Raw genomic sequence first — 16,745 nt, 5'->3', positions numbered from 1 at the left:
CTGCTCGCGACGCAACATGCCGGCAGAGGAAAGGCCGCGCGGATTCATCATTCCTCGATGTCGGGCACCTGGATCACCGACAGGAACAGGCCGAGTTGGCGGATCGCCTGGGCGAAGCTTTCGTAATTTACCGGCTTGGTAATGTAGACATTGGCGCCCAGGTCGTAGCAGCGCTGGATCTCGCGGCTGTCGTCGGTAGTGGTCAGCACCACAACAGGCGTGCGCTTCACCGGACCATCCGACTGCTTGATCTTGGCAAGGATGTCCGTCCCGCTCATGTCGGGCAGGTTCAAGTCGAGCAGCACCAGCGCCGGGCCGTTGAGCATCGGCCCGTCCGGCGCATTGAACAGATAATCCAGCGCCGACGTGCCATCGAGGAAATGCTTGATGTCGTTGAGGATTCCGGCGCGGCGGATGTTCTTTTCGATCAGCCGGGCATGGCCCTCGTCATCCTCGATCATGACGATGCTGACGGATTGATGTGCGTTCATCTCAGGCCTTTTCCTGCAAGGTCATGGTCGCGGGCAGCGATAGGCGGAAGGTGGCGCCTTCGCCAAGTGCCGAGCGCAAGGTGATGGTGCCGCCAAGGCGATAGGCCAGCGCACGGACGTGCGCGAGGCCGATGCCTTCGCCGGGTTGATCCTGCGTGCCCGAGCGGCGGAACAGGTCGAAAACCCGCTCGTGATCGCGCGGATCGATGCCGCGTCCGTTGTCGGCCACCTCGATCCAGATGCGATCACCAAGCGGGCCGCCGCTGACATCGACCATCACCGCACGCTGCGGATGGCGATATTTTACGGCGTTCTCGATCAGGTTCGACAGGATCTGCTCAACCGCCACCCGGTCGCTGACCACCGGAGGCAGCGCGCCGTTGACGGTGATCGTCGCGCCCGTTTCATCAAGCCGATGCGCCATGGAATCGCGGATGGTGCCGACCAGCCGGTCCAGATCGAGCGGCTCGGGCGCGAGCACGCGGCGCCCCTGCCGTGACAGCGCAAGGATGGCATTGATCAGCCGGTCCATCTTCTGCGTCGAGGTGCGGATAAAACCGATCGATTCGGGCAGATCCTCGCGTGCCGCCAGCCGCGCTTCTTCGGTGAGCGCATCGGGCGCCTGCTCCTCCACCCGGTCGACCAGTTCGCGCAATGCGGTTGCCGCCGTTTCTAGCTCGGCCGTGAAGCCCATCACGTTGACTAGCGGCGAGCGCAGGTCGTGGCTGACGATATAAGCAAAGCGCTGGATCTCGTCATTGGCGCGACTGAGGTCCGCCGTGCGATCGACGACGATTGCTTCCAGGCTTTCATTCAGCTGTTGCAATTGCTCGCGCGACTGCGTGAGATCGGTGGTGTAGCGCACCACCACCAGCAAGGCAGCGATCGCGACGGCGAGCAGCAGCAGCCCGGCGATCGCCAGTACGGTGTAGAACAGGTTGATGCTGCGGGCCTGCTGCGCGTCGCGGGCTTCGAGCAGCTTGCGCTCCTCGCGCGCCATGGAATCGAACACCGCGCGGATCTCACGCAGCCGCTCGGCGCTCTGTTCCTGACGGAACTCGGTGATGGCAGTATCGAAGTCGCCTGCCAGGACCAGCTCAACCGTTCGCGAACGGAGCGCCAGAAGCGTGCGCAGCTCGCGTTCGAGGATGCGGATGTTCGCCTGCTGCCCCGGATTGTCATAGGTCAGCTGTCGCAGCCGCTTGGCGGATCGCGGAAGCGCATTTGCCGCCTCGCGATGCGCTTTGAGGAACTCTGACGTGTTCGGCGAAAGGAGAAAGCCGCGCCGGGTCGTTTCGCCCTGTTCGATCAACCGGCGGGTGTCGGCGATTGCCAGCTCGACCTCATAGGTGTGCGACACGGCGGCGCTGTGCCGCGTGAATTCGGCCGTCACCCAAGCGGCCGCGATCCCGGCCGCGATCAGCGCAACGAAGCCGATCGCCATGAACGCGATCAGCACGCGCCCGATGCGGCCCTCGCCTACCAGAAATTTCTGCCCGTGTTCCGCCGCCATCGCGGGCGGGCTTAGGGCCGACGCGCCGCAAATGCCAGAGGTGCTGCCGCAATCGCGATTACAGCAGCAGTTCCTGCGGGGTCATCCGCCCGACCAGCCCGCCGCCGCGGCGCCGCGCCATCTCCGTCTCGGCGGTGAAGCGCACGTCGGGATCGCGATCGGTGAGGAATTTGACCAGGCTCTCCTCCTCGATCTCGTTCCACGGCTTGCCGCGATCGGCGCCGAAGCGCACGCGCGGCAGCAATGCCGGGATGCTCGACCATTCGATCAGCTGCGCAACGCTGGCTTCGTTGAGCTGATCGCGCAGGTGGTGCGCGGTGACATAGGCATCCGGGAAGGCGCGGTGCGCAGGGAGCCCGCGCTCGTGATCGAGCCCGTGGGGTTTGCGCCAATAGCGCAGCACCTGGTTCGAAAAGCTGGGGCTGTCCGGCCACAGCCGAAGCGCGCATTTCCAGGTGCAGATCCATTGCGCGCCATGCGTCATCGCGGGGGTGCAGAATTGCTGCTCGAAATCCGCGCGATGCGCGGCCAGCGCGATGCGGCGGGGATAAGGGTCGAGCACATTGCGCGCGATCTCATGCCACCAGGGCGCGTCTTCCACGTCCTCGTCGCGGATGTGGTGGATCGCCTGGGTGACCGGCGGCATCGAGCGGCCGGGATTGACGAGGCGATTGCCGCCCTCCCCGTACAGCTCCCAGCGGCCGTCCTTGCCAAGCGCGACATCCTGCCAGCCGATCTCGCACACGCCATGGGTGGGCGGTGCGTTGCCGGTGGTTTCGAGATCGACGACACGGATGATGCTGGGTTGCTGACGCATTTTGTCCATGTGGGGGCTGAAATGCCCCCTGTCATCTGCTGGCGGGTAACTCAGCCCGTTCGGGCTGAGCTTGTCGAAGCACTCAGGGCGAACGGGAGAAAGAGCTACGCCCGCGTCACGCCGCTCAGCGCCAGTTGTGCGTCGATCGCGGCGACCAGCCGGTCCAGCGCTGCCTTGCCCTTCGCCTCCGCCCGTGCGGTGAGCATTGCCTGCGTGTTGGAGGCGCGCAGGAGCCACCAGCCATCGGGCGTGGTCACCCGCGCGCCATCGGTGCGATCGACGCTCGCGCCGTCCGCCGTGAGCCGCGCCAGCACTTCCTCCACCACCGCCTCGCGCCGCGCATCGTCCACGGCAAAGCGCAGTTCGGGCGTCGCCACGACATCGGGCATCGCGTCGCGCAGCTCGGCAAGCGAGCGCCCGCTTGCGCCAATCGCGCGGATCAATTGCACCGCAGCGTAGAGCGCGTCGTCATGCCCGCCCAGTTCGCCGAAGAAGATGTGGCCGCTCATCTCGCCGGCGAGCGGCGCGCCGACCTCGTGCATCATCGTCTTGATATTGCTGTGCCCGCTTTTCCACATCACCGGCTTGCCGCCGAGCTCGGCGATGCGATCGAACAACGTGGCGCTGGCCTTCACATCAGCGACGATTGCCGCACCGGGCGCTCTGCGGAGCACCGATTCGGCGAGGATCGACAGCAATTGGTCGCCGGCGATCACCCGGCCCTGGCCGTCGACCGCGCCGATTCGATCGCCGTCGCCGTCGAAAGCCACTCCGAAATCGAGCTTCTTCGCCGCGACAAGCGACTGGAGATCGGCGAGATTGGCGGCCTCGGTCGGATCGGGATGATGGTTGGGGAAATCGCCGTCTACGTCGGTGAACAGCAAATGATGCTCGCCCGGCAGGGCGCGGGTGAGCCGCTCGATCGCGGGGCCGGCGGCGCCATTGCCCGCATCCCAGCCGATGCGAAGGGCGGGCAGCGTGTCGGCGGGCACCAGATGCGCGACATAATCGGCGAGCACGTCGATCTCGACTACGCGCCCCGCGCCGCTTTCCACGTCGCCCTGCTCCGCCAGTGCCGCCAGTGCCACGATGTCCGCGCCGAAAAACGGGCGATGGCCAAGCACCATCTTGAAGCCATTGTCGTCAGGGGGGTTATGGCTGCCGGTTACCTGTATCCCAGCGTCGACCTGCTGATGACGCTCGGCATGATAGAGCATGGGTGACGGACCGATCCCGATCCGCACGACATCCACGCCCGCGGCGGCGAGCCCCTCGACCAGCGCGTCCTCCAGCATTGGCGAGGATCGGCGACCGTCGCGGCCGACCGCGACGCGCGTACCGCCCCCGCGCCGCACAACCGTGCCAAAGGCGCGGCCGATCGCGCCGGCGTCATCCGGGCCGAGATTGCGGTCGGTTGTGCCGCGAATGTCATATTCGCGCAGGATCGATGGGTTCAGGCGGTACCGCATCGGGCCTGTCTAAGGCTGCTGCCGGCGGCTTGCCATAGCCAGGTCCGCGGGTGGTGACCCCAAATGGATCGCCGCACCGATGGTCTTGCTATCATCCGAGTAAGAAGCGGGGCCCCGGATCAAGCCCGGGGCGACAAGGGGAAGCGAGAGCTAGGCTGGGACGCAATCCGGCGTCAGCGACCGGTCTGCTTCTGCGCCCCGGGATCGACAGAGGGCGCGCCGCTCGACGGGCTTGCGGTGTTGGCGATATCACCGGTCTGGCCGCGCACGTCCTTTTCAACCGCATCGATGGCGTTGACCGCGTCCGGCGCAGCGCCGCCGCTGCCGCCGCCCTGCACCACGTTGCCGCCGTCCGTCGCCGGCGCCTCGCCCGCGGCGGGTGCGGCCGGCAGCGGCAGGTTGGAACCCTGCTGATTCAGGTAAACGATGATGTTGGCGCGATCCTGCGGGTTGGACAGGCCGGCAAAGGTCATCTTGGTGCCGGGCGCGAACTTGCGCGGGCTGGTCAGCCACGCGTTCATCTTTTCGAAGTCCCAGTTGCCACCGACCTTCTTCAGCGCGTCGGTATAATCGTAGCCTGGATGGCCGGCGAGCGGCTTGCCCATCGTTGCATACAGGTTCGGGCCGATGCCGTGAGCGCCGCCCTGGTTGATGGTGTGGCAGGCGGCGCACTTCTTGAACACGTCCCCGCCCTTGGCAGCGTCCGCGCTCGCCAGCAGCGTAGCGATCGGCACTTCGGCCGCGCCACCAGCGCCGCCGGCCTCTTCCGCCGCCTCAATCGGATAGCCTTCCTTCTCGACATGGCCCGATTGGAAGATCATGCCGCCGACGATCGACAGGCCCAGTGCGGCGCCGCAGGCAGCCAATACCCAGCCTGCAATCGTGTTGTTGCGATCGTCCATGTCGTGAAGTCACCCCTCCAAAGTAGGACGTCCATAGAAAAGCACTCACCGGACGGCAAGCACGCTTGAGAGCCTCGATAACGTCGCCTACGCGACTTAGCTGCAATGAAAAACTACGCCACCCCCGCCCGACCGATCGTTGCCCGCATGATGGCCGAGGCCGCCGAGGCGCCCGAGCGGGCTGTCGCCTTCCAAGGTGCACCCGGGGCAAACAGCCATGTCGCGGTGAGCGAAGCCTTTCCTGACGCCTTGCCGCTGCCATGCTTTTCATTCGAGGATGCGATCGATGCGGTGAAGCAGGGCGTGGCCGATCGCGCGTTGATTCCGATCGAAAATTCGCTGCACGGCCGCGTTGCCGACATCCATTTCCTGCTGCCCGAATCGGGGCTGGTGATTACGGCTGAGCACTTTCTGCCGATCCGTCACGCACTGATGGGCACCGGCACGCGGGACGAGGTGCGCGAGGCGATGAGCCATCCGCAGGCGCTGGGCCAGTGTCGCCACTGGCTGAAGGCGCACGGCATCCAGCCGGTCGGTTATCCCGATACGGCCGGCGCGGCGGCGGAAGCGGCCGAGCGCGGCGATCCGGCGATCGCGGCGCTGGCCCCCCCGGCGGCGGCGGATATCTATGGCCTGAACCTGCTCGCCACCGACATCGCCGACGCGGACCATAATATGACCCGCTTCGTCGCGCTGGCGCGGGGTGGGCAGCCGCCGGTGGGCGACGGGCCGTGGATCACCACCTTCATCTTCGAAGTGAAGAACATTCCGGCTGCGCTCTACAAGGCGCTGGGCGGCTTCGCGACCAATGGCGTCAACATGACCAAGCTGGAAAGCTACCAGCGCGGCGGCACCTTTGCGGCGACCGATTTCTATGCCGATATCGAAGGCAAGCCGGGAGACGAGACTGTCGACCGCGCGCTGGAGGAGCTGGGGTTCCACACCAAGTGGGTACGGCTGCTCGGCACCTATCGCCGCGCGCGCAAGCGGGGTTGAGCCAATCCTCCCCATGTGAAGCATGGGGAGGGGGACCGCCGCCGGAGGCGGTGGTGGAGGGGAACGCCAAGCAGCGCACCGCTTGCGGCTTTCCCCTCCACCAGCTTCGCTGGTGCCCCTCCCCATCTGCGATGGGGAGGATGGCTTGCGTCCCGCCGCCGCTGCCGTATCACTCGCAACAACAATCGACGGGGGACATGATGCGGAAGACCTTACTGGCCGGCGCGGCGCTGGCCTTGGCCACGGGCGCCACGGCGCAACAGGCACCCACCCCGCCGCGTGCGGCCAAGAAGCCGTTCCAGGTCACCTCGCCCAACGGTAACCGCAGCGACGATTATTACTGGCTGCGCGACGACACCCGCAAGAATCCGGAAATGCTCGCCTATCTCAAGGCCGAGAATGATTATGCGGACAGTCAGCTCAACGCGCTCAAGCCGCTGCAGGACAAGCTCTACGCCGAGACGGTGAGCCACATCAAACAGGACGACAGCTCCGTCCCCTACTCCAAGAACGGCTATTGGTATCAGACCCGGTTCGACACGGGCGCCGACTATCCGGTGATCGAGCGGCGCAAGGGCGATCGCAACGCCCCTGCGCAAGTGATGTTCGACCAGCCGGCGATGGCCAAGGGACATTCGTTCTTCTCGCTGTCCGACTGGACGGTCAGCCCCGACAACCGCCTGGTCGCTTATGCCGAGGACAATGTCGGCCGGCGCCAATATACGCTGAAGATCAAGGATCTCACCACCGGCCAGCTGCTGCCGGACACGATCACTAACGCCGAGCCCAACGTGCTGTGGGCCGACGACAACCGCACGATCCTGTACGTCGCCAAGGATCCCACCACATTGCGCGGCTACAAGGTGATGGCGCACGTGCTGGGCACGCCCGTGTCGCAAGACAAGATGCTCTACGAGGAGAAAGACGACACCTTCCAGATGGGCATCGCGCGGACCAGCGACGATCGCTTCATCTGCGTCTTCGTCCAGTCCACGGTGAGCGACGAGCAGCGCTGCGCCCCGGCGACGACGCCGGCGACGCTGCAGGTGCTTGCCCCGCGCAAGCGCGACCTGCGCTACCAGGCGGATCACATGGACGGACGCTGGATCGCGCGCACCAACCTGCGCGCCAAGAACTATACGCTGATGACCGTCGCCGATGCCGATCTGGCAAAGGGCACCCCGGCGTGGCGCGACCTGACGCCGGCGAGCGAGACGGTGTTCATCGAAGGGTTCAAGCCGTTCAAGGGCTTTGTCGCGATCGATCAGCGCGAGGGCGGCAATCGCATGATCCGCCTGCTCGACGCGGCCGGGAAGTCGCTGCCCGTCAAGGCGGACGAGCCGGCGTATCGCATGGCGCTGGACGTCAACGAGGAGCCGGCGACCGATTGGGTGCGCTACACCTATGGCTCGCTCGTCACGCCGACGACCACTTATGAGGTGAATGCGAAGACCGCCGAGCGCCGCGTGCTGAAGGTGGCGCCGGTGCCGGGTTACGACCCCGCCAATTACGTCACCGAACGCGTCTGGGCGACGGCACGCGACGGCGTAGAGGTGCCGGTCAGCCTGGTCTATCGCAAGGGCACCAAGCGCGACGGCACCGCGCCGCTGTTCCAATATGCCTATGGCAGCTACGGCAATTCGATGGACCCGGCGGTTGATCCGGGCCGCATCGGCCTGCTGGATCGCGGCGTGGTCTATGCCCTCGCGCACATCCGCGGCGGGCAGGAAATGGGCCGGCAATGGTATGATGACGGCCATTTGCTCAACAAGAAGAACAGCTTCACCGACTTCATCGACGTGACGCGCTATCTGGTGACGCAGAAATATGCGGCGAAGGACCGCGTGGCGGCGATGGGCGGCTCGGCCGGCGGCCTGCTGATGGGCGCGGTCGCGAACATGGCCCCGCAAGATTACAAGGTGATCGTCGCGCAGGTGCCGTTCGTCGACGTGGTCACGACGATGCTCGACGCGTCCATCCCGCTGACGACGTTTGAATATGACGAATGGGGCAATCCGGCGCAGAAGCAATATTACGATTATATGCTGAGCTATTCGCCCTATGATCAGGTCGCGGCGAAGAACTATCCGGCGCTCTATGTCGGCACCGGCCTGTGGGACAGTCAGGTGCAATATTATGAGCCGGCCAAGTGGGTCGCCAAGTTGCGCGAGATGAAGACCGACAAGAACCCGCTGCTGTTCCGCACCAACATGGAGGCTGGGCACGGCGGCAAGTCGGGACGGTTCGAGCGTTACCGCCAGAATGCCGAATGGGGCGCGTTCGTGCTGCAGCAGTTGGCGGTGGAGTGATTTGATCTCCCTCTCCCCGCAAGCGGGGAGAGGGTGGCCGAGCCGTAGGCGAGGTCGGGAGAGGGGGCAGTGACCGGCGTTGCGCACTAACACTGCCCCTCTCCCCAACCCTCTCCCCACAAGCGGGGAGAGGGAGACTTCAGCGCCCCTTACTCCCCCGCCCAAACCTCCAGCAGCGTATGCGCGATGGCATAGGGCGGCGGGGCCACGAAGGGGCCATCACCAGCCAGCGCAGCCTTCACCTCATCGCGGGTGAACCATTGCGCATCCTCAAGCTCGTTTTCATCAATGGTGATCGCATCGCCCGCCGCCATCCCGACGCAGGCGATCATCAGCTGCGACGGGAACGGCCAGGGCTGGCTGGAGACATAGCGCACGTCGGACACGCGCACGCCCGCCTCTTCCTCGATCTCACGCGCCACCGCTTCCTCGATCGACTCGCCCGGCTCAAGAAAACCGGCCAGCGCGGAATAGCGCCCGGCGGGCCACGACGGCTGTCGCCCGAGCAGTGCCCGCCCCTCATGCTCCGCGATCATGATCACCACCGGGTCGACGCGCGGGAAATGCTCCGTGTTGCACGATCCGCATTTGCGCCCCCAGCCGGCGCGGAACAGCGCGGTCGGCGAACCGCAGTTCGCGCAAAAGCCATGCCGCGCGTGCCAGTCGATCACGCTGCGCGCCGCGGCGAAGGTCGCGGCTTCGCCAGGGCGCAACTGGTCGAGCACGCCGAACAGATTGGGCGAGCGGAACGGCGGCGGCGCCTTTTCGCCCGGCACGAAAGCGGCGAAACGCGGCTTGCCGTCCTCCAGCCCGAGCAGCACGAATTCCGCCTCGTCGGGCGCCTCGGTCAGCATCGTCCAGCCGAGCCGGCCGTCCTCCGTCACTTCGGGCTCGAAATTGTGCAGCTTGAGCAGCCGGGCCTGCCAATTGCCCATCGCTGCGGCGAGCGCATCGGCATCGTGACGCAGGCGATCGGCGCGGTCCAGCGTGCCGCCGGTGAAGCCGGGAACCAGGCTCATTGGCCGTGCAGCCGCATGGCATCGCGCGCAAGCGCGGTGGGCACGGCCTGGCGCAGGCCCCATTTTTCCGCCGGCATGAAATTGACCATCACCGTTCCCCGCGTTCCTTTCACCGGATCGACCCAGGCGATCGTCCCAGCCGCGCCGCCCCAGCCGAACGTGCCCTTCGATGGCCCGCCCGGCACGTCTTCGAGATAGACCGATCCGCCGGCGCCAAAGCCCATCTTCGCCGACATCGCGCCGCCGGTCGACGCATCGTTGCGTTGGAAGGTGACACCGGCGGGCATCAGGTTCGACATGGCGAGCATGGCCGTTTCCCGCTTCATCACCTGCCGCCCGTTCAGCGTGCCGCGATTGGCCAGCATGTGGAGAAAGCGGTCGTAATCACGCGCGGAGGAGACCAGCCCCGCGCCGCCATAGGGAAAGCTCGGCGACTGAAGATAGACGGAGGTCGCCGCCGGATCGATCGGCGTGCGATTGTCACCGACGAAGATGTAATTGGTCGCCAGCCGCCCCGCCTCGCTCGCCGGCACGCGCCAGTAGGTCGATTTCATGCCGAGCGGATCGAACAACCGCGTCTGGACGAAGCGTTCGAACGGCATGCCGCTGACCTTCTCGATCACCGCGCCGAGCACGTCGAGGCTCATGGAATAATGCCATTTCGTCCCCGGCTCCGCGACCAGCGGCACCGCCGCGGCGCGGGTGGCGAATTCGGCAAGAGTGGTCGGGCGGGCGGCGCGCGCCTTGGCCTCGACCTGCGCATTGGCCTGGAACGGCAGCAGACCGCGCCGCTCATACTCCTTCAGCAACGGCCCCTTGGAGCTGATGCTGTAGCCCAGACCCGCGGTGTGGGTGAGCAGATGGCGGATCAGGATCGGGTTCTTCGCCGGCCCTGCGTCGAGCGACGTGTCGGGTCTGGTCAGCACGCGCATTTGCGCGAAGGCGGGGATGTATTTGCTCAGCGGATCGTCGAGCCCGAGCTTGCCATCCTCCACCAGCAGCATCGCGGCGATGCCGGTGATCGGCTTGGTCATCGAATAGATGCGCCACAGACTGTCGGGGCCGGCGGTTGCGGCGGCGGCATCATCGGCGATCCGGCCGGCGGAAACGAACTGCGTGGGGAAGTCGCCGACGCCGAATGCGCCGACGATGCCCGGCATCTTGTTTGTCGAAACATAGCTGTCGAACAGCGCCTGCGTTTCGGTGAGCAGCGGATTGCCGCGAGCCGGCGCCTTTGCCGCGGCCTGAGGTTGCGGCGCGGGTTGCGCCTCCCGGGCCGAGCCAGCGCTGACCAGCGCCATCGCCGCCGCCGTTGTTCCGGCAAGCCACCTCACCCGCATCGCGTCCTCCCTATCGCCTCTGCTGCCTTGGCGAACACCGTGGGCAGCCCCGCCGATGCGAGATCGTCCACCGGCCACCATTCGCCGTCAGCGTGCGCTGAATGCGCGCCCCAACGCGCGACGGCAAGCGCGAGTTCGAGGGTGAAGTGCGTGAAACCTTGGGTGACAGCGTGGTTCAGCAACGCCCAGTCGGCGGCAGCGGGCGGATCGGCGAGGCCGGGTTGTGTTTCAATCCACGGCCCGGTTGGAAGCGCCCGCATGCCGCCCAGCAAGCCCTTGGCGGGACGGCGGATGAGGAGAACTTCGCGCTTGCCCCCTTCCGTTCGCACTGAGCTTGTCGAAGGGCTGCCTTTCCCCTCGGAAGAAGAAGGCAGGGCTTCGACAGGCTCAGGCCGAACGGAAGAAGAAGGGCTGGATTCGGCTCCAACCCCGCCCCCCGTTCGTCCTGAGCTTGTCGAAGGACGTGTCGCAAGCGTCGCGCCTCGGGCACGCACTTCGACAGGCTCAGTGCGAACGGCGGTTGGGGTGTCGCTCACCTCCCGTTCCAGCCAGAAGATCGTGCCGAACCGAACTGGCCGCACCTTCTTCGCCGGCTTGACCGGAAACGCCTCTTCGTCCCTCGCCGCATGCGCCGCACACTCCCCCGCCAGCGGGCACAGCAAGCATTTCGGCCGCTTGGGCGAGCAGATCGCAGAGCCAAGATCCATCATCGCCTGCGCGAAATCGCCCGCTCGCGTGTCTGGCGTCACCGCATCCGCTGATGCCCGCACCGCCGGCTTGCCCGCCGCGCGGAACAGCCGCGAGACCACGCGCTCGACATTGGCGTCCACCACCACTGCACGCCGGCCGAAGGCGATCGCCGCCACCGCGGCGGCGGTATAGTCGCCAAGGCCGGGCAGCGCGCGCAACGCCGCTTCTGTATCCGGCAAGCGCCCGCCGTGGTCCGCCGCGATCGCCTGCGCAGCCCGAACCAGATTGCGCGCGCGGGCATAATAGCCCAGCCCCGCCCAGGCGGCCATCACCTCGGCCTCGTCCGCCGCGGCGAGGCTCGCCACCGTTGGCCAGCGTGCCACCCACGCCTCAAAGCGTGGGCGCACCGTTGCCACCGTGGTCTGCTGCAGCATCACCTCGGACAGCCATACACGATACGGGTCCGCGGCTTCGCCCGGCAGCGCCCGCCACGGCAGCGTACGTCGGTGCTTGTCGTACCAGTCGAGCAGCATGTCGGCGATCAAGCGCTTGGCGTCCACGCCCCGGCTATGGCATGGGGCGCCAGATGAGCAAGCGGCCCCGCGCCACGCCCCAGCAAGAACCTCAGCGGTCGAATCGATCGCGCCAGGTATCCGAGCTGCTGCCCAGCGTCGGCGGCGCGGCGTTCCGGCGCTTCGGCTTTGTGCAATCGTCGATCGTGACGCGTTGGCCGGAGATCGTCGGCGAGCGGCTGGCGAGTGCCAGCGCGCCCGAATCGATCAAGTTTCCGGTCGGCAAGAAGCAGGACGGGACGCTGACGCTGGTGGCGCGCGGCGCGCATGCGGTGATGATCCAGCATGTGATTCCCGAGATCACCGAGCGGGTGAACCTGTTCTTCGGCTATCCCGCCGTCGCCAAGGTGACGATCCGGCAAGGCGACGTTGCCCCCCGCCCCAAGCCGCGCCCCGCGCCCGAGCCGCGCGCGGTGCCGACCGAGCTGGGCCACAGCCTCAAGACCATCGAAGACCCTGAACTCAAGGCCGTGCTGGAGGCGCTCGCCGCCGGTATCGGCGCCAGCAGCGGATTGCCTGTCGTCAGATGAAAAAACTTGCCCTGTTCGCCGTGTTTGCCGTCGCGGCGCCACTCACCGCCGCCCCGCAGAAGCCGTGGCCATCGGTCGCCACGCTGTCGCCACAAGGCAGCTATGTCATCGGCAACCCGAAGGCGAAGGTGAAGCTGATCGAGTACGTCAGCTACACTTGCCCGCATTGCGGCCACTTTGCCCGCGATTCAAACGCGGTGCTCAAGGGCAAGATGATCGCCTCCGGCTCGACCAGCGTTGAGATCCGCAGCTCCATTCACGACCGCTACGACATTGTCGCGGCGACGCTGGCCCGCTGCTCGGGCCCGGCGCTGTTTCCCAAAATGCACGATCTGCTGTTCGCACGGCAGGAGGAATGGCTGAACAAGGCCGTCGCCTTCGACAAGGCCAGCGGTGAAAGCCCGGCCGGCAACACGCAAGGCGAGAAGATGCGCACGCTTGCCAACGGCGCCGGCCTCACCGCCGTCGCCAAGGCCGCGGGCATGAGCGACGCCGCGATCACCGCCTGCTTCGCCAATGAAACGAACATGGCCAAGACGCTGGCTGTCGCGCAGGCAATGCAGGGCAAGATCAAGGGCACGCCCAGCTTCGAGCTCAACGGCAAGCTGATCGAGAACACCGACTGGGCCAAGCTCGAACCGATGCTGCGCGCTGCCGGCGCCAAGTAAGTTTCCACGGAGTAAGCACATGAACCTGCGTTTCGCCGCTTCCACTCTCGCGCTTGCGATGCTCGCCGCTTGCGGTGACAGCGGCAGCACCAACACCGCCGCGCCCAACTCGGTCGCGGCCGTCGCCGCGCCGGCCGGCCAGGACTGGACGCAGACGGTGAGCAAGACGGCCGATGGCGGATTTGTGATGGGCAATCCCAATGCGCCGCTGAAGCTGGTCGAATATGGCTCGCGCACCTGCCCGACCTGCGGCCATTTCGGCCGCACCGCGACCCGCCCGCTCGAAGACACGTACATCAAGAGCGGCAAGGTCTCGTATGAATTCCGTGACTTCCTGGTTCACGCGCCCGACCTGGGCGTTGCGGTGCTGGGCCAGTGCGCGGGTGAGGCACCGTTCTTCCCCATCCTTGAACAGACCTTCGCCGATCAGAACCAGTTCCTCGAGAAGCTCGAAAGCGTGCCGCAGGACTTCCAGCAGCGCTTGCAGGGCATGAGCCCGGCGCAGCAGGCCACCGCCTGGGTCGAGCACCTCGGCTACCTCGATTTCGTGAAGCAGCGCGGCCTTACCGAGCAGCAGGCGCGCCAATGCCTGACCGACGGGCAGCGGATCGAGGCTCTCGCCAAGGTCACCGAAGTGGCGATGCGCGACAAGGAAGTAACCGGCACCCCGACCTTCATCCTCAACGGCGAGAAGCTGGATGCGGCGAGCTGGGAGCAGGTGGAACAGGCGCTGAAGGCGGCCGGGGCGTAGGGCGGCGCAAGCGGCGTTCCGCCGTCACTCAACACACCTCCCTTTAACCGTTCGTGCCGGGGTTGTCGGAGCACGTGCCTTGCGCGGTGCGTCGCGTGGCACGCACTTCGATAAGCTCAGTGCGAACGGATGATGGTGACGCGGGCCGACGACTTACCGCCGCGCTACAGCCGCCCACGCCGCCACCTCATCCGCGCACCGTTCCACGATCGTCAGCTCCCCCGCGACACCGGCGGCCAGCTCCACCGTCACCCTGCCGCGCCACTCGACCGTGGCGTTGCCGCTCAGCGTCACCATGCCGCCCGCGCTCGCCGATGCGCGCACCAGCCCGCCGCGATTGCGCACCGTCACCGTTCGGTCGAACGGCAAGCGTCCGGTCAGCCCCGCCACAAAGGTCGCCGCGCCCATGGCGCTGCCGCAGGCGTTGGTGAGGCCGACGCCACGTTCAAAGGTGCGCACGTAGAGTTCGTCGGATCCCCGCACTTCAACGAAGGACACATTGGCGCGGTTCGGCAGCCAATCTGGCGCGCCCTCGCAGATCGTGCCGATACGCACCAGTTCGGCCTCGTCCACCGAATCGACAAAAGCGATCAGATGCGGGTTGGGCATCGAGACCGCGGTGAAGTGCAATCCCGGCGACAGTCGCGTGATCGGAGCATCCACGATGCGCGCGCCCTCCCCCATCAGCGGCCATTCGCGCACGTCGAGCCCCGCCGGGCCCGCCGTCTCGCGCACGGTGAACACGCCCGCCGCGAGATCGGCGTCGCGAGCGACCTCGGCATGGCTGGTCTTGAGCCGCACGGTTGCCCGATCCAGCCCGAGCGTCTCCAGCCCTGCGCGCGCCACGCAGCGCAGGCCGTTGAGGCAGGTTTCCGGCTCCGACCCGTCGGCGTTGAAGATGCGCATGCCGAACGCGGCCTGGCCGTCGCCCGCCGTCAGCAACAGGATGCCGTCACCGCCGACCGCACCATTGCGATTCGCGAGCGCACGCGCGACCTGCGCCCATTCGCGATCCTCCAGCAATAGCTCCCGCGCGTCGATCAGCGCGAAGTCGTTTCCGGAGCCGTGGCATTTGGTGATGGGAAGGCGCATGTCGGCCATATGATGTGCCCTCCGGTCCGTGTCGAGTTGCCCTTTCCGAGATCGCGGGCCGTGAAAGTTTACGGAGCTTGCGCATATCGCTGAACAGAAACGCGTATGAAATTTTTAGTCGCGGCACCGCGATCCGCTACTCCCCCCGCTCGCACTGAGCTTGTCGAAGTGCGTGCCTCACGCGGTGCGGTCCTTGGCACGTCTCCTTCGGTGAAGCTCAGGACAGGCTTCGACAGGCTCAGGACGAACGGAGTGGATTGGCGCCACCGCCTCACCCCAGCCCGTAATGATCCGCCAGCCGGTCCAGCGCCATCGTCAGCACGAGGCGGCCGGAGCGGGCGGGCCAGCCGAGCGCCTTTTCGGCGACCGGCAGCCCCTCGCCGGCGCAGATCACGCGCCACAGCACGTCGCTGAGGCCGCGGCCGACGCCGGCGATCGCGGCGTCGAAGCGGCGCTTGGCGGCGATCTGCGCGCTTGTGGGATCAAGCCCGCGCCCGCTCGCGCCATCGACCCGCGCGCTCCAGCGCATCGTCACCGAGGGCGCAAGCGCAGCGCGCTCGTAATCGGCGCGCAGCCGCTCGCCCGCCTCGATCTGCCGCGCGCTCACCAGCCCGCGCGTGGCCAACCACGCCAGCGGCGATTCGGCGACATTCACCGTCACGCTTCGGCCGCCGCGCCGCTTGCCGCCAAGCATTCCGGCCGCGATCCGCCCCTCGCCGTCGATCGCCCGCTCCACCAGTTCGCGCATCATGTTCTCCATACGTTCCCGATGAAGGCCATGGCACGCGGCGGCGGCTGTAGGACAGCGGCGCGGTTTAGGGACCCGGTCGCGCGTGGTGCAGCCTGAGCCACGAGCCGAGCGCCCACCAGGCGAGCGCCCACAAAGCCCCCGCGCTCCACCCGGCAAGTACGTCGCTGGGCCAGTGGACGCCGAGATACACGCGGCTCGCGCCGATCGTGCCGACCAGCGCCAGCGTCGCGACGAACAGGAACCAGCGCGCCGCCTGCCGCGGCACGATCTGCATCACGGTGAGCGCCATCGTCAAATAGATGATCGCGCTGTTCGAGGCATGGCCACTGGGGAAGCTGGCCGACGACACCTCGACAAGGTGATCGACCAGCGCCGGCCGCTCGCGCCCGACGAGCCGTTTGCCGACCTGCACGGCGATCGACCCGCTGACCGTGCCGCCGAAGACAAGCGCGGCGGTGAGGAGGTGGCGCGAGGCGAGCAGGAAGCCGATCGCCAGCACCACCACGACCGTCAGCACCGTCTCCCCGCCGAGCGCGGTGACATCCACCATCGCCTGTTTGAGCCCGCGCGGGCCGATCGGCGTGGCAAGATCGCCGGGGGTGCGCAAGGCAAGCATGATCGCGCGGTCGAAGGCGAATTGCGTGCCGCGCGCGATGGTGGTGCCGAGCAGGGTGATGACGAGCACCGCGCCGGCGAGGGCGGCGAGCGCGATGAAGGCATAAGGCGGGTGGGAGACGCCGGCGGGGGCGGTCTGGTCCGGCGTGGCGGGCGTGTCGGCGAGCGTTTCGAGCGGAGAGACGGGCTGCATGGGGCGGGGTGTAGCAGGGGTGCGCGG

Annotated in this window: 16 protein-coding genes; 5 read left to right on the top strand and 11 right to left on the bottom strand. The window is 66.9% G+C overall.

Translation table 11 applies throughout. From position 1 onward, the window contains the following. Window positions 1-47: 47 nt before the first annotated feature. The 5 genes from SPHI_RS08115 to SPHI_RS08095 form a co-directional block, all read right to left on the bottom strand. Window positions 48-491: a response regulator gene (locus tag SPHI_RS08115; RefSeq protein ID WP_076744420.1), complete on the bottom strand. Its 444-nt coding sequence runs from the start codon at window positions 489-491 to the stop codon at window positions 48-50. Window position 492: 1 nt separating this feature from the next. Further along, window positions 493-2,004 carry a sensor histidine kinase gene (locus SPHI_RS08110; RefSeq protein ID WP_076744418.1) on the bottom strand — a complete coding sequence of 504 codons (1,512 nt, stop codon included), beginning with the start codon at window positions 2,002-2,004 and terminating at the stop codon, window positions 493-495. A gap of 58 nt (window positions 2,005-2,062) precedes the next feature. Next, window positions 2,063-2,821 carry a 3'-5' exonuclease gene (locus SPHI_RS08105; protein ID WP_076744559.1) on the bottom strand — a complete coding sequence of 253 codons (759 nt, stop codon included), beginning with the start codon at window positions 2,819-2,821 and terminating at the stop codon, window positions 2,063-2,065. Between the two features lie 104 nt (window positions 2,822-2,925). Beyond that, entirely contained in the window at window positions 2,926-4,290 is a 1,365-nt protein-coding gene (gene pgmG / locus SPHI_RS08100; RefSeq protein ID WP_076744417.1) for a phosphoglucomutase/phosphomannomutase PgmG, read from the bottom strand. A 173-nt stretch (window positions 4,291-4,463) separates the two neighbouring features. Beyond that, window positions 4,464-5,192, bottom strand: coding sequence for a c-type cytochrome (locus SPHI_RS08095; RefSeq protein WP_076744415.1), 729 nt, complete (start codon window positions 5,190-5,192; stop codon window positions 4,464-4,466). Between the two features lie 105 nt (window positions 5,193-5,297). On the opposite strand from SPHI_RS08095, the gene SPHI_RS08090 reads away from it, so the two are divergent. Both SPHI_RS08090 and SPHI_RS08085 read left to right on the top strand, forming a co-directional pair. Then, window positions 5,298-6,188, top strand: coding sequence for a prephenate dehydratase (locus SPHI_RS08090; RefSeq protein ID WP_076744414.1), 891 nt, complete (start codon window positions 5,298-5,300; stop codon window positions 6,186-6,188). A 200-nt stretch (window positions 6,189-6,388) separates the two neighbouring features. Beyond that, complete coding sequence (locus SPHI_RS08085) at window positions 6,389-8,497, top strand: S9 family peptidase (RefSeq protein WP_233130787.1); 2,109 nt, start codon at window positions 6,389-6,391, stop codon at window positions 8,495-8,497. Window positions 8,498-8,646: 149 nt separating this feature from the next. On the opposite strand, the gene nudC is transcribed toward SPHI_RS08085, so the two are convergent. Genes nudC through SPHI_RS15270 form a run of 3 tightly spaced genes read right to left on the bottom strand, consistent with a single transcriptional unit; the run spans window position 8,647 to window position 12,079 of the window. Beyond that, a complete protein-coding gene (gene nudC, locus SPHI_RS08080) occupies window positions 8,647-9,516 on the bottom strand; it encodes an NAD(+) diphosphatase (protein WP_076744412.1) in 870 nt (289 codons plus the stop codon). Then, the gene (locus SPHI_RS08075; RefSeq protein WP_076744411.1) at window positions 9,513-10,856 is read right to left on the bottom strand and encodes a serine hydrolase domain-containing protein; all 1,344 of its coding nucleotides are present in this window, start codon (window positions 10,854-10,856) and stop codon (window positions 9,513-9,515) included. The genes nudC and SPHI_RS08075 overlap by 4 nt, the downstream gene beginning before the upstream one ends. Then, the gene (locus SPHI_RS15270; protein ID WP_233130802.1) at window positions 10,847-12,079 is read right to left on the bottom strand and encodes an A/G-specific adenine glycosylase; all 1,233 of its coding nucleotides are present in this window, start codon (window positions 12,077-12,079) and stop codon (window positions 10,847-10,849) included. The genes SPHI_RS08075 and SPHI_RS15270 overlap by 10 nt, the downstream gene beginning before the upstream one ends. A gap of 41 nt (window positions 12,080-12,120) precedes the next feature. Here SPHI_RS15270 and SPHI_RS08060 point away from each other — a divergent pair, with 41 nt between their 5' ends. Genes SPHI_RS08060 through SPHI_RS08050 form a run of 3 tightly spaced genes read left to right on the top strand, consistent with a single transcriptional unit; the run spans window position 12,121 to window position 14,067 of the window. After that, on the top strand, window positions 12,121-12,648 hold the full coding sequence (locus SPHI_RS08060; protein WP_076744410.1) for a DUF721 domain-containing protein: 528 nt from the start codon (window positions 12,121-12,123) through the stop codon (window positions 12,646-12,648). Further along, entirely contained in the window at window positions 12,645-13,316 is a 672-nt protein-coding gene (locus tag SPHI_RS08055) for a DsbA family protein (protein WP_076744409.1), read from the top strand. The genes SPHI_RS08060 and SPHI_RS08055 overlap by 4 nt, the downstream gene beginning before the upstream one ends. Window positions 13,317-13,335: 19 nt before the next feature. After that, a complete protein-coding gene (locus SPHI_RS08050) occupies window positions 13,336-14,067 on the top strand; it encodes a thioredoxin domain-containing protein (protein WP_076744408.1) in 732 nt (243 codons plus the stop codon). Between the two features lie 153 nt (window positions 14,068-14,220). Here the strand turns inward: SPHI_RS08050 and dapF are convergent, their stop codons facing one another. From dapF to SPHI_RS08035, 3 genes are all read right to left on the bottom strand, one after another. Then, a complete protein-coding gene (gene dapF, locus SPHI_RS08045) occupies window positions 14,221-15,159 on the bottom strand; it encodes a diaminopimelate epimerase (protein ID WP_076744558.1) in 939 nt (312 codons plus the stop codon). A gap of 271 nt (window positions 15,160-15,430) precedes the next feature. Beyond that, window positions 15,431-15,907: a DUF6456 domain-containing protein gene (locus tag SPHI_RS08040; RefSeq protein ID WP_076744557.1), complete on the bottom strand. Its 477-nt coding sequence runs from the start codon at window positions 15,905-15,907 to the stop codon at window positions 15,431-15,433. Window positions 15,908-15,974: 67 nt separating this feature from the next. Then, window positions 15,975-16,745 (bottom strand): phosphatase PAP2 family protein (locus SPHI_RS08035; RefSeq protein WP_332888909.1); only part of this gene is annotated, 771 nt, incomplete at its 5' end.

The sequence above is a fragment of the Sphingomonas jeddahensis genome, from assembly GCF_001981525.1.
Lineage (GTDB): Bacteria > Pseudomonadota > Alphaproteobacteria > Sphingomonadales > Sphingomonadaceae > Sphingomonas > Sphingomonas jeddahensis.
Note: the sequence above shows the minus strand (reverse complement) of the source record. Positions and strands in the feature narration are given on the sequence as shown.